The sequence below is a fragment of the Nocardia otitidiscaviarum NBRC 14405 genome, assembly GCF_000308635.1.
In the GTDB taxonomy this organism is placed as follows: domain Bacteria; phylum Actinomycetota; class Actinomycetes; order Mycobacteriales; family Mycobacteriaceae; genus Nocardia; species Nocardia otitidiscaviarum.
In genome coordinates this window covers 40,894-60,463 of record NZ_BAGD01000103.1, presented here as the reverse complement: position 1 = coordinate 60,463, position 19,570 = coordinate 40,894, and the positions used below count along the sequence as shown (strand labels likewise).

Sequence of the window (19,570 nt, the reverse complement as noted above, 5' to 3'; positions counted from 1 at the left end):
GGTAGCCGTATCGGTCGGTGCTGTTGCCGTAGCGGTCGTGGCTGCGGTCGTCGCGGTTGCCGGGTCGGTCGCTGCCGTGCTCGCCAGCGTCGCAACCACCGGTGTCGCGTCCGCCGAGGCTGCTTCGGTCAGGACGCGAGTGTTGCCGACGTCGGCGCGTGCGGTGCGGTCCAGCATGGCCACCGCGGCGTGCGCGCGGTGGTGGCCGTGGGTGATCGGTGGGCCGTGGTCGGGTTCCGGTGGGCCGGGGGTGGTTTCGGTGATTTCGTCGAAGTCGTTGGGGCCGAAGAGGTTCGGGGGCAGATGGTGCAGGCCGTAGGAGCGTTCGCCGACCAGCAGCGCCGCGCGCACGATGGGGTAGAGGTCGAACAGGAGGGGCAGCAGGGCGGCGACGATGTCCTCGCCGTCCGGGTGCTGGTCGGCCAGTCCGGCGAGCAGCGGTCGCAGGCCGCCGCGGTAGTGGTGGATGCGCAGTCCGGGATGATTCCACTGCCATTCCGCGAGGAAGTCCAGCAGGGCCGCGGCATCGTCGGCCGGGTAGGGGCCGCGGGGCTCGTCGGCGCGGTCGTGGATCACGAAGGTGCGGAAGACGTTCTCCGGTTCCCCGGAACCGATGGTCACCAGCAGATCCGTGGCGGTCCCCGTCTCCGGCGCGGTGACCGAGACGAACAGGTCACCGGCGGTGGGTGCGGGCAGCCCACCCAGCGCGTCGGCATCGAGCACGGTGTAGATCGGGTGGCCCGTATGCTCCCGGTGCAACTGGAGTTCGGCCTGGCGGCGCAGCGCCGTGAAGGTGGGCGCGGGCACCCCCGTCACCGCCCCGTCCGACGCGGCCAGCCGATCCACCGTCGTGATGCCCGCATCCCGCAACTGCGCCCGCACCGCCGGTCGCATCCCGGCCACCAGCAGCAGATCCCGCCGCGCCTCCAATTCGGCCGTGCAGGTGGTGCACTGCCCGCAGGCGAGGAACCGCCGATCGCCCCACTGCACCGGCAGCAATTCGTTCAGCTTGGCGTCGAGGATCAACGTCAACCGCGCCCGCCGCGCCCGGTACACGACGGCGATATCGGCCAGGGTGTGCGTGCTCGTCGACCCGCCGAGCCAGAGCCTGGTATGCGGTGCGGGCCGGAAGCCGGTGCGCTGCAACGCATCCGCACAGGCGGCATGCTCCAGCAGGGTGCCGATTCGCGTCCGGCGGCTGGCGACCCCGGCGGTCAGATAGTCGTGTGCCTCGGGAGCGCCGTCGCGCAGCAGGAAGTCGCACCCGACAGCGAAGTCCCTCTCGAACAGCACCGGACTCGCGACCACCTCGGCATCCGCCCGCAGCGCCGCCACGGTGGCCTCGTGCGCGGCGGCGAGCGCCGCGACAATCCGTCCCGGATCCGCATGCCCGGCCCCCGTATCCGCCGGATCACGACGCGCCGTCGTCGGCCCACCCTCGAACGTCATCCGGTGGTCGTACTCCGTGCGGATGCGCACCAGGCCGCTGCCGTAGCGGTCGCGCAGGTCCGCGAGGCGGTGGTCGCGCTCGGCGTCCGCCGGGCGCGGCGCGACGCCCGGTGCGCGGTACTCCACCGGTCCCACCAGCCCCAGTTCGGCGTCGAGCGCGCGCAGCAGCGCGAACTCGCAGCGCGCCGCCTCCACCAGGTCACCGGTGCTGCACACGACACGATCACCGAACAGAATCAAGCGCGGCCCTCCTGTGCCTTTCTCGCCGACACCCGCACCCGGTCCACGCACCCTTGCGTGCCGAGTCGCGCAACAGCGTAGTAAGTGGAAGCGGACCGGTGTGTTACGAGGTAGCGGCCACTTCACCCCCCGCCCCGCCCCCTGCCATCCCCCCGTCGGCAACCCCTCCCGGGCGACGTTGCGCGACAACACGACTCGTCCCCCCACCCCGCCTCACCCCCGCTTCCGCCCCGCCCACAACCCCGCAACCCCGCCCACCACGTCGGCGTGTCGCACCTCGCGCGTCCCCGCGCCTGCCGCGAGCGGGAATCCGTGGCGGCATCGTGCGAGAAGGCCCCGCCACCAGTTCCCCCTCGATGGTGAATGCCTCTGGGAGGATTGGCGCTGTGCCGTACTTCGTGGGGCCCCGGGGGCGATTGCACTACCGGCACCGGTCGGCCGAACCGTCCGGGGGTGCGCTTGCGCTCCTTCCCGGGAGTGGCCAGCACAGTGGCCACTATCACCGGTTCGCCGCCGGTCTGGTGAGTTCCGGGATATCGCTGTGGTGTCTCGACACATCCGGCCACGGGCTCAGCGAAGGCGATCCCGAACGCCCCGGCACGCTCCCGGAACTGGCTGCGGACGCACTCGCCTTTCTCACCGAGATCCGAAAGACGCTCAACTCGACGCCGCCGGTGTCACGAACGGCACCGACCGCTCCGCGCTCCGCGTCGACGGTTTCGGGATCCGTGCCGGGTGTTCCGTGGTCCGCATCGTCGGGTTCGGGATCCGTGCCGGGTGTTCCGTGGTCCGCATCGTCGGGTTCGGAATCCGTGCCGGGTGCTTCGAGGTCTGCGTCGTCGGGTTCGGTGTCCGTGCCAGGTGTTCCGCGGTCCGTGTCGACGGCCTCCGGATCTGTGCCGGGTGCTTCTGGACCTGCGTCGTCGGGTTCGGGCGCTGTGCCGGGCTGCCCGCGAACCGAGCCGTCGGGTCCGGGATCCGCGTACGGTGCTCCGAAGTCCGCGCCGCCGGTTCTGCCGTCGACGCCGGGCGCGCCGCGATCCGTGCGGACACCGCCGCGATCCGATGCGGCTGTGCCCGGACCGGCCGTCCCGTCCGCCGCCGGGCGTCCACCCCAGCGCTCGGAACCGCTGTTCCTGATGGGGCATTCACTCGGCGCGGCCACCGCGCTCGCGCTCGTCGCCGATATTCCGCTCGCGGGCCTGATCCTGTGTGGTACCCCGGCAGCCGTATTCGACGGCAGACCGCCGCGGTCGGCGCGCGGGGCCGGTGACGCGCCGCGTCCTCGTTCCGTGCGCGGTGGTGGCACGCCGTACGTCGGGCACGGTGTGAGACCGGCCGATGCGGGGGTGGCCGGTCGCGGTGCCGTCCCACTGCTGCCGGAGGGGCTTCCGGTGCTCGTGGTGCATGGTGTCGATGATCGGCGCGCACCGATCGACCGAGTGCGCGAGTGGGCGCGCACGGCTTCCGTCGACTTCCGCGCGTACCCCGATGCCGGGCACGACCTACTGCACGAGCCGGTGCACGCCGAGGTCACCGCGGATATCGCGGAATGGGTGTCCGCGCACTGCGGCACCGGTTGAGCATCGGATGCTCGACCGCGTCGGTGGCACTGTCCGTGTCGGTGCAGGCTGCTCCGGCCGTTGCCCGGGGGACGGCGGAACGATACTGTGCGGCCCGCTCCCCGCCGGTGTGGCCCGCGCCCGGCTGGTGTGGCGTGCGCCCCGCTTGTGCGGCCCGCGTTCCGACTGCGCGGTCCGCGCCCACGCTGTGCCGCCCGCGCTTCGACTGTGCCGCGCGCCCCGAACACCGCGAGCCGCAGGGATTTTCGATCCGGGCGGTCGGCTTTCTGGCGATGGGGTTACGTTGTACGACGTGCCACTCTTCGAATTCGAGGGAAAGCGGCCGGTGGTCGATCCGACCGCCTTCGTCGCGCCCACCGCGAGCCTCATCGGTGATGTGCGGGTCGAGGCGGGAGCCTCCATCTGGTACGGCGCGGTGCTGCGCGGGGACTGCGGCCCGATCATCGTGCGGGAGCGGGCGAATGTGCAGGACAATGCGGTCGTGCACGCCCCGCCGGAGGTGACCGTGGAGATCGGGGCGGGCGCGACCATCGCGCACAGCGTGGTGTTCCACGGCGCGACGGTGGGAGCGGAATCCATTGTCGGCAACGGCACCACCGTGCTGGATATGGCGACGATCGGCGCGGGGTCCATGATCGCCGCCCATTCGCTGGTCACCCCGGGCACCGAGATTCCCGACGGAGTGCTCGCCGCCGGGTCGCCCGCGCAGGTCAAGCGGCCCATCGCGGGTACCGCCGCCGAGGGCTGGGTCAAACTCAATCCGTCCTACTACGCGGAGCTGGCGCAGCGGCACCGCACCGGCGTCACCGAGATAGCCGCAGACTGAGCGCCGTCACCGTGCGGCCTTCGCCGGGCATCCTGGCCGCCCTCACCTCCCCGGCCGAGACCGCGGCCCGAGCAGCTCCACGACCTCCTCGTCGGTGAGCTGATGGAAATCCTCGTAGGCTCCGCCGACCCCGCCGAGGTGGCGCGGCACCAGCGGGCAGACCACGTCGTCGGCGCGGGCGCGGATGCGGTGCAGCGCCTCGGCGGACGACACCGGCACGGCCACGATCAGGCGGCGTGGACCGTGCAGTCCGGCGATCTCGCAGGCCACGGCCACCGTGGCGCCGGTCGCCATACCGTCGTCGACGATCACGACCACCCGGTCCCGCAACGGGAGGGGCGGATCCGCGCCGCGCAGCAGTTCACGGCGACGCTCCAGTTCCGCGCGCTCGACCCGCTCGACCTCGGCGATCTGCGCGTCGGTGACACCGGTGTGCCGCACCACGTCGTCATTGAGAACCCGCACCCCGTCCTCGCCGATCGCCCCCATGGCCAGCTCGGGCTGCCACGGCACCCCGAGCTTGCGGACCAGCAGCACATCGAGGTCCCCGCCGATCTCGTCGCGCACGGCGGCGGCCACCGGGACCCCGCCCCGGGGCAGCCCCAGCACCAGGGGATTCATCGCGCGCAGGTGCCGAAGCGATCCACCGAGCGTGCGACCGGCGGCGACTCGATCCGGATAGATCATCGCTCCCCAGTCTAGGCGTGCTCCCCGCCACCAGCAGGATTCCCGGTGACCGAATGGAATCGGCTCGGGCCGACGTGGGCCCGGCTCACCGGGTAAGCCGAATGCTGCGCAGCGATCGACCGGGCGCCGTGTCGTCAGCGTGGCGGGCGGCGCGGATCGTGAGTACTCGGCGCGGATCGCGCGACCGGAAGCCCGGAGCAGCCGGCACGGGTTCGGGAACCGGCGACGCGGACCGCTGGGTCGGTATGTGGGCTTGATGGGCACGGTTGGCTGGGGCGGTGCGGGGGTTGGTCGGTGCAGGTCGGCTGGTTCGGCGGGGGAGTCGTCGGCGTGCGGGGCGGGCGGCTCCGTGTGCCGAGGCGGGACGCGCTCCCGGCATTCAGGGGCGGTGGCGAATGCGGGTTCAGTCGGTGCCGATGGTGAACCTGCGCAGCGACAGGCTCGGGTTGGTGGCGCGCACGCTCTCCAGATATTCCACGTCGATGCGGGCCGTGGCGATGCCCGCGTGCTCGCCGAGTTCGGCGACCACGCCGCCGGTGGGGTCGATGATCATGGAGGAACCCGCGCCCTTGGGCGCGCACTGGTCGGCGGCGGCCACGTACAGGGTGTTCTCGATGGCGCGGGCGCGCAGCAGGGTGGTCCACTGATCGACCTTGCCCGGTCCGGGAATCCACTGCGCGGGGAGCAGCAGCACCTGCGCCCCGGCCGCGGCGATGCGGCGGCAGCCTTCGGGGAAACGCAGGTCGAAGCAGGTTTGCATGCCGAACACCACACCGTCGACCGTGAAGGTCCGCGGCGGGTCGAGCGGCCCGGGCAGCACCACCTCGGACTCGCGGAACCCGAAGGCGTCGTAGAGGTGCACCTTGCGGTAGATCGCGGCGAACTCCGCCTCGGGCGTGGCGGCGACCAGGGTGTTGAAGATGCGGTCGGCAGGCAGGTCACCGCCCGGCGCCTCCGCCACACCCGCCACCAGGTGGACCCCGAATTCCGCTGCGATACCCCGCAATCCGCTCACGAACGGTCCGGTCAGCGGTTCCGCTATCGCCACCACCCGCTCATCCAGCCGTTTCACCGAGTACATGGAGTACTCGGGCGCGACCACGAGCTTTGCCCCCAACTCCGCCGCCGCCCGCACCTCCTCCCGCAGCGCCGCGAGATTGGCCTCGACATCGGTGCCGGGCCCGAATTGGATCACCGCGATATCCACGGTGGTCCCGGCGGGGGATTCGTCGGCCGGGTGCACGGCGGCGGCCGGTTCGTGGGCGAAGGCGCTCATGCACACAGAAGTACCCGATTCCGGCGTCCAGCGACACCGGGAACGTACGCGCGGCACCGGCCCGACGCCCGAAAGGTCGCTGAACCCCCCCGCGGCACCGGAGGAGCGTGTGCGGGGGCGGTGGAACTCCGCGGCGTCTACGGACGGCCGGACGTGATGCTGCGGTGTGTACGGAGGTCGGCGATGCGGTGGGCGAGTCCGGTGGCGGCGGTGTCCCGGGTGATGTAGGCGGCGACCGACATCGCACTCAGCGCCGTGGAGGTGCCCGCCAGGCCGACACCTCGTCACGTGCGGGCTGAGGTGTGGCCGGATGCCGCGCGGGCCGCAGTGCGTGGAATGTCAGGGCGTGTCCGAGGTTCGTGGCGGGGCTGCCGCGAGGTGGGTAAGCGGCGGGGTGGTGGATGCCGCGGTGTGCTCGGGTGCGGCGGGTCGGTGGGGCGGCCGGGGTGGGGATTCGAGGTGGTGGTGGAAACGGCTGGCGGGGCTGGGGATTTCGATGGTGTCGAGGTATGCGATGCCGACCGTTCGGTTACCTGGGTCTCACCCGGTCGGCCCGATGGTCGGGGCGACCACTGCCAAGCAGTAAACTTGCGGCCAATGAGCACCTCACCGGCCGACAGCGTTTCGATCGACGACGAGAGGGACGCGACCGGCCCGTCCTTCGCCGATCTGGGCATCGATGACCGCATTCTGCGGGCCATCGCCGATGTCGGCTACGAGTCGCCGTCGCCCATCCAGGCGGCGACCATCCCGCCGCTGCTCGACGGCGCGGACGTGGTGGGGCTCGCGCAGACCGGCACCGGCAAGACGGCCGCGTTCGCGATTCCGATCCTCATGGGCCTGCAAGTCTCCGGCAAATCGCCGCGGGCGCTGGTCCTGGCCCCGACCCGCGAGCTGGCCATCCAGGTGGCCGAGGCGTTCGAGCGCTACTCCGCGCACATGCCCGACCTGCATGTGCTGCCCATCTACGGCGGCCAGAACTACGCCGTCCAGCTGTCCGGGCTGCGTCGCGGCGCGCAGGTCGTGGTCGGCACGCCCGGTCGCGTGATCGACCACCTGGAACGCGGCACCCTGGACCTGACCCAGCTCCAGTACCTCGTGCTCGACGAGGCCGACGAGATGCTGAAGATGGGCTTCCAGGACGACGTGGAGCGCATCCTGCGCGACACGCCCGAGTCCAAGCAGGTGGCGTTGTTCTCGGCGACCATGCCGACCGCCATCCGCAAGATCTCCAAGCAGTACCTGCACGACCCGGTGGAGATCACGGTCAAGGCCAAGACGGCCACCAACACCAACATCACCCAGCGCTGGGTGCAGGTGTCCTATCAGCGCAAGCTCGACGCGCTGACCCGTATCCTCGAGGTCGAGCCCTTCGAGGCCATGATCATCTTCGTGCGCACCAAGCAGGCCACCGAGGAGCTGGCCGAGAAGCTGCGCGCCCGCGGGTATTCCGCCGCCGCCATCAACGGCGACATCGTGCAGGCGCAGCGTGAGCGCACCATCGGACAGCTCAAGTCGGGCGCGCTCGACATCCTCGTCGCCACCGACGTCGCCGCCCGCGGCCTCGACGTGGAGCGCATCTCGCACGTCGTCAACTACGACATCCCGCACGACACCGAGTCCTACGTGCACCGCATCGGCCGCACCGGCCGCGCCGGCCGCAGCGGTGAGGCGCTGCTGTTCGTGGCGCCGCGCGAACGCCGCCTGCTCGACTCCATCGAACGCGCCACCCGCCAGCCGCTCACCGAGATGCAGCTGCCCAGCGTGGAGGATGTGAACGCGCAGCGCGTCGCCAAATTCGGCGACATGATCACCGAGAACCTGTCCGCCGCGAACCTGGCGCTGTTCCGCAAACTCATCGAGGACTACGAGCGCGAGCACAATATCCCGCTGGTGGATATCGCCGCCGCGCTGGCCGTCGGCTCGCACGACGGCGACAACTTCTTCATGGAGCCCGACCCGGAGCCCGAACGCCGCCCCCGCGAACGCGGCTCCCGCTCCTTCGAGGGCGACCGTCCGCGCCGTGAAGGCCCGTCCCGCCACCGCGCGACCGGTGCCGAAATGGCCACCTACCGCATCTCGGTCGGCAAGCGCCACAAGGTGGTGCCCGGCGCCATCGTCGGCGCCATCGCCAACGAGGGCGGCCTGCGTCGCAGCGACTTCGGCCACATCAGCATCCGCCCCGACCACAGCCTGGTCGAACTCCCCGCCGACCTGTCCTCGGAAACTCTGGACGCCCTGCGCCGCACCCGCATCAGCGGCCAGCTCATCCAGCTCCAGCTCGACTCCGGCCCGCCCGGACACCGGCCCCTGAGCCGCGCCCCCCGCCGCGACGGCGGCAAGCGCTTCGACCGCCGCAAACCCCGCGCCTGAGCTGGGTTCGATTTGCCCTCCGCTGCGCTCCGGGCGGATGCTGTGTTTGATTGCCTCCGCTTCGCTCCGGCGGATTCGCGGCGCTGGAGGTCCCGGTTCTTCCCTCCCTCCGCTCCCCCGCTTCGCTCCTCCGCTCCGGTCAGTCCAGAACCGGGACGCGCCGCGAATCAAGCGGGCGGATGGTCGTCAGTGGGTGTCCTGCATAGCGAGGGGGAATCTGTGGCGGCATTGTGCGAGAGCGGTCCGCCACCAGTTCCCCCTCGGCGAAAGAACGTGCGCCGCGGGGGCGGACGTAGGTGCGGGTGAGCGGAACGGTCCCGTACGGGGGTTGCGGACCGGGCGCGAGTCTGCCGGTTCGGGCGGGCGCGGGTGGTGTGGGGTGATGCCGTAGCGGGAGAGCCCGCCGGGTTGGGGCGGGCTCTGAGCTGGTTCGGTTGGGACCGTGGTTAGTTCGGCGCGGGGGTGTCGGCCGGGGCCGCGGGGGCGGGTTGTTCGGGGGCGCCCGCCGAGCCGGCGTCGGCCGGGGCCGGCGCTGCCGGGTCGGTGGGGGTTTCCGGGGCCGGGGGCGGGAGGTCGGGGACGGTGAAGAGGCCGACGGTGGGGGTGACCACGCAGCGGGCGCCGGGGTAGTCGATGGTGCCCCAGAGGGAGGCGATGATGTTGCCGGGGCCGGAGTCGACGGTCTTGGAGAGGCTGGGGAGGTTGTACTCGGAGACGTCGTCGAGCATGTTGATCCCGCTGCGGCCGTTGTTCACGTTCAGCCAGACCACGCTGAGGCCGGAGGCCAGCGGCATGCCGGAGTGCTGGGCGACGGCCTGGAAGCGGATGGTGCCGGGGGCGGCGCCGAGGCTGTCGGGGGTGCCGCCCGCGATGGCGGAGGCCGCGGTCAGGCTGAGCGGCATAGTGGTGCCGCAGCCGATGGTGGGGGCCATGTAGGCGAACGGCGCGAACGCCACATTGCCCAGCTTGGCGGCGGTGATGAGCTGTGCGGCCTTGGCGGTGGAGCGCACCGCGGCCTCGGCGTCGGCATTGCCGTCGGCGGTGTCGGTGAGCTGTTGGATGGCCGTGTCGACGGGTGAGGGCTGCGGCTCCGCGGGTTCGGCGTGGGCGACTGCGGTCGTGCCTAGCGCCACCGTGGCCGCGATGGCGGTCGCGGACGCGGCGCGGCGGAGGGTCCTGCCGTTCACTCGTATTGCTCCTCGAGATTCGATGGGCGCGGCCGCCGGATGCCTTTCCGGGGCGCGCTGATCCCTCCGCAAATTACCAGCCGTGTGCCCGGCGTGGGGGATGAGCCCGCGCCGCCGGTGTGATGCGAGTGACAGACCGACCATTACCCAGTGGTAGCTTTGAGACACCCACTTGGCCGTGTCTTTTAAGACCGAGACGCGGAACACATACGGCGAACGCCTGGAGACGCGATGAAGCTAGCTCTCTCACCCGATGAGGTGACATTCCGGGACGAACTGCGCGAGTTCTACCGGACCAAGATCCCGGCCGAGATCCGCGACCGCGTGAAGTACGGCCGCGAACTCTCCCGCGAGGACATCGTCACCACCCATCGGATCCTCAACGAGCACGGTCTCGCGGTGCCGAAGTGGCCGGTGCAGTGGGGCGGGCAGGACTGGTCGCCCATGCAGCTGCACATCTGGGAGGACGAGATGCAGTTGGCCTCGGTCCCCGAACCGCTCACCTTCAACGCCCAGATGATCGGCCCGGTGATCGCCCAATTCGGCTCCGAGGAGCTCAAGCAGCGCTTCCTGCCGCCGACCGCCAATCTCGACATCTGGTGGTGCCAGGGCTTCTCCGAACCCGACGCCGGCTCCGATCTGGCCTCGCTGCGCACCACCGCCGTGCGCGACGGCGACTCCTACATCGTCAACGGCCAGAAGATCTGGACCACCCTGGCGCAGTACGCCGACTGGATCTTCTGCCTGGTGCGCACCGACCCGAACGCCAAGAAGCAGGCGGGTATCTCGATGCTGCTGTTCGATGTGAACACCCCGGGCGTCACCATCCGCCCGATCAAGCTCATCGACGGCCACCACGAGGTGAACGAGGTCTTCTTCTCCAACGTCCGGGTGCCCGCCGATCAGCTCGTCGGCGAGGAGAACATGGGCTGGACCTACGCGAAGTTCCTGCTCGGCAACGAGCGCACCGGCATCACCGGCGTCGGCCGCACCAAGGTCAAGCTGGGTTTGGCGAAAGAGTATGCGGCCCAGACCAAGTCGGGTGGCGGCACGCTCATGGACGATCCGGTCTTCGCCGCCCGGGTCGCCGAACTGGAGAACGAACTGCTGGCGCTGGAGCTGACCCTCATGCGCGTGGTCTCCCAGCCGCTGGACGGCAAGCCGAATCCGGCGTCGTCGGTGCTCAAACTGCGCGGCACCGAATTGCAGCAGGCCGCCACCGAACTGCTCATGGATATCGCCGGACCCGACGCGCTGCCGGTGCACGCCGCCGACATCGCCTCCCCGGAGTGGGCGCAGATCACCGGCCCCACCTACCTCAACTACCGCAAGACCAGCATCTACGGAGGGTCGAACGAGGTGCAGCGCACCATCATCGCCTCCACCATCCTCGGATTGTGAGGCGCCGCCATGGATTTCGAACTCACCGATGAACAGATCATGCTGCGCGACACGGTGCGCGAGGTGCTGGCGCGCACTTACGATCCGGAGTCGCGACTGAAGATCACCGACACCGATCTGGGCTGGAGCCGCGACGTGTGGGGGCAGCTCGCCGAATTGGGCGTGCTGGGACTGGCTTTCAGTGAAGCGGACGGCGGTATGGACGCGGGCCCCGTCGAGACCATGGTGGTGCTCGAGGAGATCGGCCGCTGCCTCGCGCCCGAACCGCTGCTGGACGCGGTGCTGCTGCCCGGCTCGCTGGTGGCGAGCGTGGGCACCGCCGAACAGCGGCAGCGGGTGCTGCCCGAGGTGGTCGGCGGACAGCGGCTGCTGGCCTTCGCGCACGAGGAGCCCGGGCTGCGGTGGCCGTCCACGGAGCTGTCCACCACCGCTGTGGCACAGGGGGATTCGTATGTGCTGACCGGCGTGAAGAACCCGGTTCCGCACGGCGATTGCGCCGACACCCTGGTGGTCAGCGCAGCGCTGCCCGACGGCGGCACCGGACTGTTCCTGGTCGCCGCGGATACGGTGGCGCGCAAACCCTTCCGCACCTTCGACGGACGGCGCGGCGCACAGCTCGAATTCGATTCCACCCCCGCCGAAGTGCTCGGCACCGGCGGTGACGCCCGGTCCGCCATCGACGCGGCGCTGGTCCAGGCGCAGGCCGCCCTGTGCGCGGAATCCCTGGGCGCGATGGCGGAATCGCTGCGACTCACCACCGAATACTTGAAAACCCGCAAGCAGTTCGGGGTCACGCTGTCGAAGTTCCAGACCCTGTCGCAGCGGGCCGCGGATATGTACGTCTCGCTGGAACTGGCCCGCAGCATGAGCTACTACGCCACCGCCGCCCTCGCCGACGGCACCGTGGATCCGGTGATCGCCTCCCGCGCCCGCCTCCAGGTCGCGCGCGGGGCGCGGCACATCGGCCAGGAGGCCGTGCAGATGCACGGCGGCATCGGCATCACCACCGAATACCCGGTCAGCCACTACGTCGCCCGCCTGACCGCCATCGGCCGCACCCTCGGCGGCGACCTGGAACATCTCCGGGTCCTCACCGCCCGCGTCGCCGACTACGGCCTGGTCGAAATCTGACCGTATTCCCCGCGAACGCCGGTGGCCCCTCCGAAATCGGAGGGGCCACAGTCATTTCCGCCGGACCTCCACGCCCGCACCGCCGACCCGCGACGCGCCCCGCCCCTACCGCCGAGCGGGAACTGGTGGCGGACCGCTCTCGTACGATGCCGCCATGGATTCCCGCTCGCCCTGAGCGGATCCCTTCCGGGATCGCGGGGGTCGGTCGCGTGCGCCGCCGCACGCCCGCCGGGGACGGTCCGGGGGCTACTCCCCGCTCTCTTCGTCCGGGAAGGTCGGAACCACGCTGGTGGGCAGATCCTCGGTGGTGGTCGGCGGTTCTTCGGTGGGAGGTCGGGTGAGCGTCTCGGTGCGCTCGGTGGTGCTGGGGGTGGGGCGCGTTGTGCGCGGGGTGGTCGGGCGGGTGGTGCGGGTGGTGGTCTCGGTGTCGGAGTACTCGCGGTCCTCGTCGCGCTCGACCGCGACGGTGGTGGCCGTGGTCGTCGTGGTGCGGCGCGGGGGGCGGTCGGCGGCGACGCGCCAGGTGGGGGAGGGTGGGATGACGATGACCGGGGTGGTGGTGCTGGAGCGGGCGTAGCCGGTGGGTGCGGCTTGGAGGTCGGCGTTGAGGGGAGGGGGCGCGACGTAGGTGTCTTCGCCGTCGAGGCCGCAGGAGCCGATGAGGACGAGGCCGAGGGAGACCGCTCCGGCGGCGGCGACCGCGCCCATCATGGGGGCGGGCAGTCGTCGCGAGCGGTGCTCGTCGTGATCGTCCGCGCGGCTGTTGCTGCCGTCCATCGGTGAGCTCTCCTCATTCGTCTCGAGTGGGGCTCACCCTAATGGAGGCCGCCGGACGGGGCCAGGCGGGCGGTCGGTTCGAATCCCGTCCCGCGCGGTGGGTTCCGCCGTCACAAGACAATCTCAAACAGCAGTAATTCACATATCGAATTGGTCAACTCTGCGTGTTGCGTGTCCGTGTCGCATGGACATTCCGTTGCCTACCCGTAATGTGTGACCAAAGTTACATGTGATACGCCCGGAATTAGCTGAGGGACGCGCGCAGGTTCACGAAGTCGTGAGCGCCGAACTCAGGGGGCGTCATCTAGGAGTGGATGATGGGAGCTTCCTCGACATCCCCGCTGCGCACGGCCGCGCAGCCCGTGGAATCCCCGGATTCCGCGGCGGACCGGCCGCGGCGGGTGACCGAGATCCTGGCCCGGGCGCTCGCCTGGTTCATATTCCTCGGCGGCCTGGTGGGCGCCGGATTCGGAATCGCCGGACTACATGTCGAAATCACCGTCGCCGGATTGATTCTGGCGTGCACCGCGGGTTTGGTGCTGTTACGGCTACGCGCGGACTTCAGCCGCGGATAACCCATTCGAACGCCTGCGCTTTCGACCGCGCACCCTCGACTGTCCGGGACCGATTCGGCTCGCCGAGTTCGGTCAACAATGCTTCGGACATTCGCACCAGCTCACCGAGCACCGCCGGGGTGAACCAGTCCGGCCGGGTCGCGAACAGCAGATCCTCACTCGAGGTGTTGCCGCTCGCCCCCGGCGCGAACGGGCACCCGCCCAGCCCACCGAGCGACCCGTCCACCACATCGGCCCCGGCCGCGGCCGCCGCCAGGGAGTTCGCCACCCCCAGGCCCCAGGTGTCGTGGCCGTGGAAGACGATGCGCCGCTGCGGATTCCGGGCTCGGACGGCCGCGACCAGTGCGGCCACCTGCCCGGGATGCGCCTGGCCGAGCGTATCGGCGAGCACGACGTCGTCCGCGCCCGCGGTGCGGGGATCCGCGGCGATGGCCAGTACCCGCTCGGGATCCACCGGCCCGTCGAACGGACAGGTGAAAGCCGTGGCGAGACAGAGTTGAATACGCCCGCCCACCGCGCGCGCCAGTTCGACGGCGGCGGGCATGGCGGCCACACTGTCCTCCGTCGCACGGCCGATATTGGCCCGGTTGTGGGCATCGGAGACCGAGAAGCAGTACTGGAAATTGCGCGCTCCCGCCGCGGCGGCCTTCTCCACATGCCGCGGAGTGGCGACCCAGAGCCAGCACCGCCGCAACTCCTCCGGACTCAGCGCGGCCACCACCTCCAGGCTGTTGGCCATGGGCGGCACCAGGTCCGGCCGGGCGAGGGAGCCGATCTCCAACTCCGGCACGCCGAGTCCGAGCAGCCGCCGCACGATCTCCACCTTGTGTTCGGTGGGGAGGACTTTGCCGGTGAGTTGCAGACCGTCGCGCAGGGTCACATCGCGGAGCAGGGGCACCGCGCGGCGCGCAGTCGCGGCGCCGGTCAGCTGTGCGGCGTCAGCGAGCTGTCGTTCCGCGCTGCGGTGCGGTGTTGTGCCGCCGGGGTAGGGGGCCGCGTTGCGGTGGTCTGCCGAGGAGGCAGGCTGTTGCCCCGCACCAGCGGGCGGTGTCGCGCCGCCCGGAGCGGGCGCGCCGTCGTGCCGGTTCATCGGTCCGCCTCCAGCGCCTCGATCTCGTCGTCGCTCATGCCGAGCAGGCCCGACAGCACCTCGCGGGTGTGTTCACCCAGGTCGGGGCCGACCGACCGGATGGGCAACGACGCACCGCCGATCACGGGCACGATGCCGGTGAAGCCGACCTCCTTGGGTTCGGGCTCGCCGACGTCCACGCGGAAGGGTTGGATCATATTGCGTGCCTTCAACTGTTCGTCGGCGACCAGGTCGGCGGCGGTGTAGATCGGGCCGCACGGGATGGCCGCCTCCTCGAGCACCTTCAGCGCCTCGTCGCGGGTGTGTCGGCGCGTCCACTCGGCGATGGCGGCGTCGAGGCGTTCGCGATGCTGCCAGCGTCCCGCATTGTCCTGGAGTTCCGGGTCGGCGGCGAGGTCCGGCCGGTCGATGACTCGCATATAGCGCTGGAAGATGGCGTCCCCGTTGCCGCCGATGATGATGCTGGTGCCGTCGGCGCACGGGTAGGCATTGCTGGGCGCGATGCCCTCCATGCGTCCGCCGACGCGTTCGCGTGTGATGCCGTAGGCGAGATAGTCCGGCACCAGCGATTCCATCACCGACAGGATCGACTCGTTGAGCGCGACGTCGATGATGCGCTGCTCCAGGGGAACCCGCTCCACCCGCTCGCGCTGGAACAGCGCCATCACGGTGCCGAAGGCCGCGTAGATGCCCGCGATGGAATCGCCGATGGAGACGCCCACCCGCACCGGCGGACGATCCGGGTCGCCGACGAGTTCGCGCAGGCCGCCCACCGCCTCGGCGACGGCGGCGAAACCCGGGCGCTGCGCGAGCGGACCGGTCTGCCCGTAGGCCGAGATCCGCGTGATCACCAGCTTCGGATTGGCCGCCGACAGCACCTCCGGCCCCAGCCCCCACTTCTCCAGCATGCCGGGCCGGAAGTTCTCCAGCAGCACATCGCACCGCTCGATGAGCTCGAGCACGATCCGCCGCCCCGCCTCGGTGCGCAGATCCAACGTGATCGACTTCTTGTTCCGGTTGACGGTCCGGTACAGCATCGAGGTATCGCCGCCGTACAGCCGCCAATTCCGCAGCTCGTCCCCGGTCTTGGGGCGCTCGACCTTGATCACCTCGGCCCCGAAGTCCCCGAGGATCCGCCCGGCGGTCGGCGCCGCGACGTAGTTCCCCAACTCCAGCACCCGCACCCCGTCGAGCGGTCGAATCTCCATCGTCACACCGTGAACTCTAGAGCTCGCGACCCCCTGCCCGCCCCCGGTCGGCTGTGAGGCTGCCGCCCGCGCTCAGCTACCGACCTGTTCGCGCAGGTAGGCCAGGTCGTCGGCGACGCCTTCGGCCGGGGTTTCCAGCACGATCGGTGCGTCCACGGCCTTGCACACCTCCACCAGGAGTTGCGGGTCGATGGTGCCGTCGGCGAGGTTGGCGTGCCGGTCGGCTCCGGAGTCGAAGGCGTCGCGGGAGGAGTTGAGGTGTACCAGGTCGATGCGGCCGGTGATGGCCTTGATCCGGTCCACGATGCCGAGCAGTTCCTCACCGCCGGCCCAGGCGTGGCAGGTGTCCAGGCAGAAGCCCGCGTCGTAGTCGCCGACGGCCTCCCACAGCCGTGCGATATTGTCGAAATGTCGGGCCATGGCGTGATTGCCGCCCGCGGTGTTCTCGATGAGGATCGGCACGGCGAAGCCGCCCTTGTCCTCTTGGCGCTGGAACAGTTTGCGCCAGTTCACGATCCCCTCGGCCATCTCGGCATCGGAGCGCACGTGGCCGCCGTGCACCACCAGCCCGAACGCGCCGAGTTCCGCCGCCGCCTTCGCCTGCTGCGCCACCGCGTTGCGCGACGGCATGCGTAGCCGGTTGTTCACGCTGGCCACATTGATCTGGTACGAGGAGTGCACCACCACCTCGATCGGGCTGGCCTTGATCTCATCGGTGCGCGGATGCGGTGTCGGCTTCTCCCAGCTCTGCGGGTCGACCACGAACATCTGGATGACATCGGCCCCGAGCTTCTCCCCGAAGCCGATGGGGTCGCTGTCCATCCGCACGTGTGCTCCTAGACGCATGGTGGTCAGCGTATCGACCCCCACCGACAACCATGCCAAGCGATCCATAACTGTTGCGTAAGCGGTCCGAGCGAAGATAGGTCCGTAGACCTTTCGAACGCTCGGGAGATTCGCCGCTCCTGCTATGGTTTCGGTGATTTCGAATCGGCCGAGCGCGATCATGCCGATCGTTTGCGGTACGGCGCACACCGGTGGGTCCCGGTGGGTGCCGTGGGAAGTGGGATTAGCCATGCTGTCCAGCGGTGACGTTTTCGCCGGCTATGTCATCGAGCGCCAGCTGGGCCGCGGGGGCATGGGCTCGGTGTACCTGGCCAAACATCCGCGCCTGCCCCGGCTGACCGCGCTCAAGCTGTTGAACCGGGACATGGTGTTCGACAAGGAGATCCGTACTCGCTTCGAGCGCGAGGCCGATCTGGTCGCCCAGCTCGACCACCCCAATATCGTCACCGTCTACGACCGGGGTATGGAGGACGGTCAGCTCTGGATCTCCATGCAGTACATCGACGGCCCGGACGCCGCGAGCGTGGACGCCCGCACCCTGCCCCCGGAGCGGGCCGTGCAGATCGTGGCCGAGACCGCCGACGCGCTCGACTACGCGCACCGCAACGGCGTCCTGCACCGCGATGTGAAACCGGCGAACATCCTGCTCGCCCGCGCCACCGGCGGTAAGGGCGAGCGGGTCTACCTCACCGACTTCGGCATCGCCCGACTGCGCGACGACACCGGCCATCTCACGCAGACCGGAACATTCACCGCGACCCTGGCCTACGCGTCCCCGGAACAGCTGACCGGTTCCGCGCTGGACGGCCGTTCCGACCAGTACTCGCTGGCGTGCAGCCTGTTCTGGCTGCTCACCGGCGCGGGCCCGTTCGCGGCGACCAATCCCGCCGCCGTCATCCAGGGGCATCTGCAGAATTCGCCGCCGCCGCTGAGCACCGCGCGCCCCGGCCTGCCGCCCGCCCTGGACATGGTGCTGCACAAGGCCATGGCCAAGCGTCCCGAAGACCGCTTCGACAGCTGCGCCGAGTTCGCCACCGCCGCCCGCCGCGCCCTGGCCGCGCCGAGCGCGTCCGCGGTGCCGCTGGCGAATGCGAACACCGCGCCGCCGCAGCTGTTGCAGCAGTTGCGGCCGCCCACGCAACCACCCACCGCGACGGCCGCGCCCACGCCGTTCCAGCAGACCGGCACCGCGCCCACCCCGTACCAGCACACCGGTACCGCCGCGGGCACCCTGACCCCGCCGGCGCAGCCGAACTACACCGCGCCCCGCCAGACCAACCAGTTCACGCAGCCGGGGTACACCCCGCCGCCCTCCTTCCCCGCGCAGCAGTTCGCGGGTAGCGGGGCGCCGCCATCGGGACCGCCGCCCCAGGGTTTCCACGGGCATCCGCCGCCGGGCAAGTCCAATGCCGGGCTGATCATCGCCGCCATCGTGGGTGTGGTCCTGCTGCTGGTCGTCGCCGTGGTGGTGATCGTCGCGGCGAGCGACAGCGGCACGACCACCACCTCGGGCGGCACCACGACCACGACCGCGGCGACCACCACGGTGGTGGCCGACCGACCGGTCGACGCACAGTCCCTGATCGCCGAATTCCCGAGCATGGTGCCCGCCAGCACCTCCGCCGATGTGGGCTACAACGGGGCCAGCTGCTACCTGGCCGATCCGAGCAGCCCGCCGGACAAGACCGAGGGTGAACCCGACTTCAAGACGTGGGCGGTGCAGTGGCGCTGCTTCGGCGGCGCCGACAACGCCGACCCGTTCTACCGTCTCTACGCCTACTCGACGGCGGCCGAGGCGCAGGCCGTGGTCGCCGCGCTGGCGCCGGACCAGCGGACCACCGACACCAACGGCGGCAAGACCTACACCAACTACCAGTTCGGCGGCGACCGGCCGCGCATGGTCACGGTGTTCACCGGTGACGACAACCGCACCCAGTACCTCATGTACACCGACGGCATCGTGGGCACCTTGGACGAGGTGCTGACCTGGTGGCGGTCGGCCCCCCTGAACTGACGGCTTGCGCGAAAGCCCGCGATTCACCCGTTGTCGTGGGCTTTTGTGAATTTCCTGAGGGTGCGTGTTTCCGGGTGTTCCCCGATGGCGTCAGCTCGCGATCCTCGACACACTGGACACCATGACTTCAGACGCCTCGGCTTCCGTCGCCCTCGACAAGTCGGCCCCCGCCTCGGTCGCCGCCCGCGCGACCGATCTGGTGAAGCTCTACGGTTCCGGTGATACGCAGGTCAAGGCGCTCGACGGAGTGTCCGCGGAGTTCGCCAGGGGGGAATTCACAGCCATCATGGGACCGTCCGGTTCGGGCAAGTCCACCCTCATGCACTGCCTGGCCGGTCTCGACTCGGCCACGGCGGGCACCGTGCACATCGGTGACACCGACCTCACCACCCTGTCCGACAAACAGATGACCAGTCTGCGCCGCGACCGTATCGGCTTCGTCTTCCAGGCATTCAACCTGGTGCCCACCCTCACCGCCATGGAGAACATCACCCTGCCCCTGGATATCGCGGGCCGCAAGGGCGATGAGGAGTGGATCGCCACGGTGGTCAAGCGTCTCGGCCTCACCGATCGCCTCGGGCATCGGCCCGCCGAGCTGTCGGGCGGCCAGCAGCAGCGCGTGGCGTGTGCCCGCGCGCTGGCGGGCAAGCCGGACATCATCTTCGGCGACGAGCCGACCGGCAACCTGGACTCGCACTCCTCGGGTGAGGTGCTGTCGATCCTGCGGGCTGCGGTGGACGAATTCGACCAGACCGTCGTGATCGTCACCCACGATCCGCGCACCGCCTCCTTCGCCGACCGCGTGGTGTTCCTGGCCGACGGCCGGATCGTCGACGAATTGCGCGACCCCACCGCCGATTCCGTCCTCGACAAGATCAAGTCCCTGGAGACGATCTGATGTCCGGAA

Annotated in this window: 15 protein-coding genes and 2 pseudogenes; 9 read left to right on the top strand and 8 right to left on the bottom strand. The window is 70.2% G+C overall.

The features are described 5' to 3' along the window. Window positions 1–1,689, bottom strand: a pseudogene (locus ON31_RS23200) (hypothetical protein); the annotation flags it as partial. A gap of 356 nt (window positions 1,690–2,045) precedes the next feature. Here ON31_RS23200 and ON31_RS35770 point away from each other — a divergent pair. The 3 genes and pseudogenes from ON31_RS35770 to ON31_RS23190 form a co-directional block, all read left to right on the top strand. Then, window positions 2,046–2,345: pseudogene (locus ON31_RS35770) on the top strand (alpha/beta hydrolase); the annotation flags it as partial. 417 nt (window positions 2,346–2,762) lie between these two features. Beyond that, window positions 2,763–3,272 (top strand): alpha/beta hydrolase, encoded by a 510-nt coding sequence (locus tag ON31_RS38120; protein ID WP_255222223.1) that lies wholly within the window; start codon window positions 2,763–2,765, stop codon window positions 3,270–3,272. Window positions 3,273–3,564: 292 nt separating this feature from the next. Next, a complete protein-coding gene (locus tag ON31_RS23190) occupies window positions 3,565–4,098 on the top strand; it encodes a gamma carbonic anhydrase family protein (RefSeq protein ID WP_039816817.1) in 534 nt (177 codons plus the stop codon). Between the two features lie 42 nt (window positions 4,099–4,140). Here the strand turns inward: ON31_RS23190 and ON31_RS23185 are convergent, their stop codons facing one another. Together ON31_RS23185 and ON31_RS23180 are read right to left on the bottom strand one after the other, a co-directional pair. Further along, window positions 4,141–4,785 carry a phosphoribosyltransferase gene (locus tag ON31_RS23185; RefSeq protein WP_039816788.1) on the bottom strand — a complete coding sequence of 215 codons (645 nt, stop codon included), beginning with the start codon at window positions 4,783–4,785 and terminating at the stop codon, window positions 4,141–4,143. A 403-nt stretch (window positions 4,786–5,188) separates the two neighbouring features. After that, on the bottom strand, window positions 5,189–6,061 hold the full coding sequence (locus ON31_RS23180) for a carbon-nitrogen hydrolase family protein (protein WP_081592671.1): 873 nt from the start codon (window positions 6,059–6,061) through the stop codon (window positions 5,189–5,191). 597 nt (window positions 6,062–6,658) lie between these two features. On the opposite strand from ON31_RS23180, the gene ON31_RS23175 reads away from it, so the two are divergent. Then, on the top strand, window positions 6,659–8,434 hold the full coding sequence (locus tag ON31_RS23175; RefSeq protein ID WP_029931532.1) for a DEAD/DEAH box helicase: 1,776 nt from the start codon (window positions 6,659–6,661) through the stop codon (window positions 8,432–8,434). Between the two features lie 446 nt (window positions 8,435–8,880). Here the strand turns inward: ON31_RS23175 and ON31_RS23170 are convergent, their stop codons facing one another. Further along, window positions 8,881–9,621, bottom strand: coding sequence for a hypothetical protein (locus ON31_RS23170; protein ID WP_039816785.1), 741 nt, complete (start codon window positions 9,619–9,621; stop codon window positions 8,881–8,883). A gap of 231 nt (window positions 9,622–9,852) precedes the next feature. Here ON31_RS23170 and ON31_RS23165 point away from each other — a divergent pair, with 231 nt between their 5' ends. Beyond that, a complete protein-coding gene (locus ON31_RS23165; RefSeq protein WP_039816783.1) occupies window positions 9,853–11,022 on the top strand; it encodes an acyl-CoA dehydrogenase family protein in 1,170 nt (389 codons plus the stop codon). A gap of 9 nt (window positions 11,023–11,031) precedes the next feature. Further along, a complete protein-coding gene (locus ON31_RS23160; RefSeq protein ID WP_039816781.1) occupies window positions 11,032–12,153 on the top strand; it encodes an acyl-CoA dehydrogenase family protein in 1,122 nt (373 codons plus the stop codon). Window positions 12,154–12,399: 246 nt separating this feature from the next. On the opposite strand, the gene ON31_RS34820 is transcribed toward ON31_RS23160, so the two are convergent. Continuing rightward, on the bottom strand, window positions 12,400–12,930 hold the full coding sequence (locus ON31_RS34820) for a hypothetical protein (RefSeq protein ID WP_051037637.1): 531 nt from the start codon (window positions 12,928–12,930) through the stop codon (window positions 12,400–12,402). 314 nt (window positions 12,931–13,244) lie between these two features. On the opposite strand from ON31_RS34820, the gene ON31_RS23150 reads away from it, so the two are divergent. Next, window positions 13,245–13,505 carry a hypothetical protein gene (locus ON31_RS23150; RefSeq protein WP_115061458.1) on the top strand — a complete coding sequence of 87 codons (261 nt, stop codon included), beginning with the start codon at window positions 13,245–13,247 and terminating at the stop codon, window positions 13,503–13,505. Here ON31_RS23150 and ON31_RS23145 read toward each other — a convergent pair. From ON31_RS23145 to ON31_RS23135, 3 genes are all read right to left on the bottom strand, one after another. Next, a complete protein-coding gene (locus ON31_RS23145) occupies window positions 13,492–14,595 on the bottom strand; it encodes a hydroxymethylglutaryl-CoA lyase-like TIM-barrel protein (protein ID WP_255222222.1) in 1,104 nt (367 codons plus the stop codon). The genes ON31_RS23150 and ON31_RS23145 overlap by 14 nt on opposite strands. Then, a complete protein-coding gene (locus ON31_RS23140) occupies window positions 14,592–15,803 on the bottom strand; it encodes a CaiB/BaiF CoA transferase family protein (RefSeq protein WP_039816778.1) in 1,212 nt (403 codons plus the stop codon). The genes ON31_RS23145 and ON31_RS23140 overlap by 4 nt, the downstream gene beginning before the upstream one ends. A gap of 72 nt (window positions 15,804–15,875) precedes the next feature. Further along, on the bottom strand, window positions 15,876–16,649 hold the full coding sequence (locus ON31_RS23135; protein ID WP_029931539.1) for a deoxyribonuclease IV: 774 nt from the start codon (window positions 16,647–16,649) through the stop codon (window positions 15,876–15,878). Between the two features lie 229 nt (window positions 16,650–16,878). Between ON31_RS23135 and ON31_RS23130 the strand changes: the two genes are divergently transcribed. Both ON31_RS23130 and ON31_RS23125 read left to right on the top strand, forming a co-directional pair. Next, window positions 16,879–18,663, top strand: coding sequence for a serine/threonine-protein kinase (locus ON31_RS23130; protein ID WP_039816811.1), 1,785 nt, complete (start codon window positions 16,879–16,881; stop codon window positions 18,661–18,663). 121 nt (window positions 18,664–18,784) lie between these two features. Further along, window positions 18,785–19,561, top strand: a complete 777-nt coding sequence (locus ON31_RS23125; RefSeq protein ID WP_029931541.1) for an ABC transporter ATP-binding protein — start codon at window positions 18,785–18,787, stop codon at window positions 19,559–19,561. The last annotated feature ends 9 nt before the right edge of the window (window positions 19,562–19,570 follow it).

Coding starts and splice junctions, on each gene's coding strand:
- ON31_RS23185 (WP_039816788.1), bottom strand. CDS start 4,785: ATGATCTATCCGGATCGAGTCGCCGCCGGTCGCACGCTCGGTGGATCG.
- ON31_RS23180 (WP_081592671.1), bottom strand. CDS start 6,061: ATGAGCGCCTTCGCCCACGAACCGGCCGCCGCCGTGCACCCGGCCGAC.
- ON31_RS23175 (WP_029931532.1), top strand. CDS start 6,659: ATGAGCACCTCACCGGCCGACAGCGTTTCGATCGACGACGAGAGGGAC.
- ON31_RS23165 (WP_039816783.1), top strand. CDS start 9,853: ATGAAGCTAGCTCTCTCACCCGATGAGGTGACATTCCGGGACGAACTG.
- ON31_RS23160 (WP_039816781.1), top strand. CDS start 11,032: ATGGATTTCGAACTCACCGATGAACAGATCATGCTGCGCGACACGGTG.
- ON31_RS34820 (WP_051037637.1), bottom strand. CDS start 12,930: ATGGACGGCAGCAACAGCCGCGCGGACGATCACGACGAGCACCGCTCG.
- ON31_RS23150 (WP_115061458.1), top strand. CDS start 13,245: ATGATGGGAGCTTCCTCGACATCCCCGCTGCGCACGGCCGCGCAGCCC.
- ON31_RS23145 (WP_255222222.1), bottom strand. CDS start 14,595: ATGAACCGGCACGACGGCGCGCCCGCTCCGGGCGGCGCGACACCGCCC.
- ON31_RS23140 (WP_039816778.1), bottom strand. CDS start 15,803: ATGGAGATTCGACCGCTCGACGGGGTGCGGGTGCTGGAGTTGGGGAAC.
- ON31_RS23135 (WP_029931539.1), bottom strand. CDS start 16,649: ATGCGTCTAGGAGCACACGTGCGGATGGACAGCGACCCCATCGGCTTC.
- ON31_RS23130 (WP_039816811.1), top strand. CDS start 16,879: ATGCTGTCCAGCGGTGACGTTTTCGCCGGCTATGTCATCGAGCGCCAG.
- ON31_RS23125 (WP_029931541.1), top strand. CDS start 18,785: ATGACTTCAGACGCCTCGGCTTCCGTCGCCCTCGACAAGTCGGCCCCC.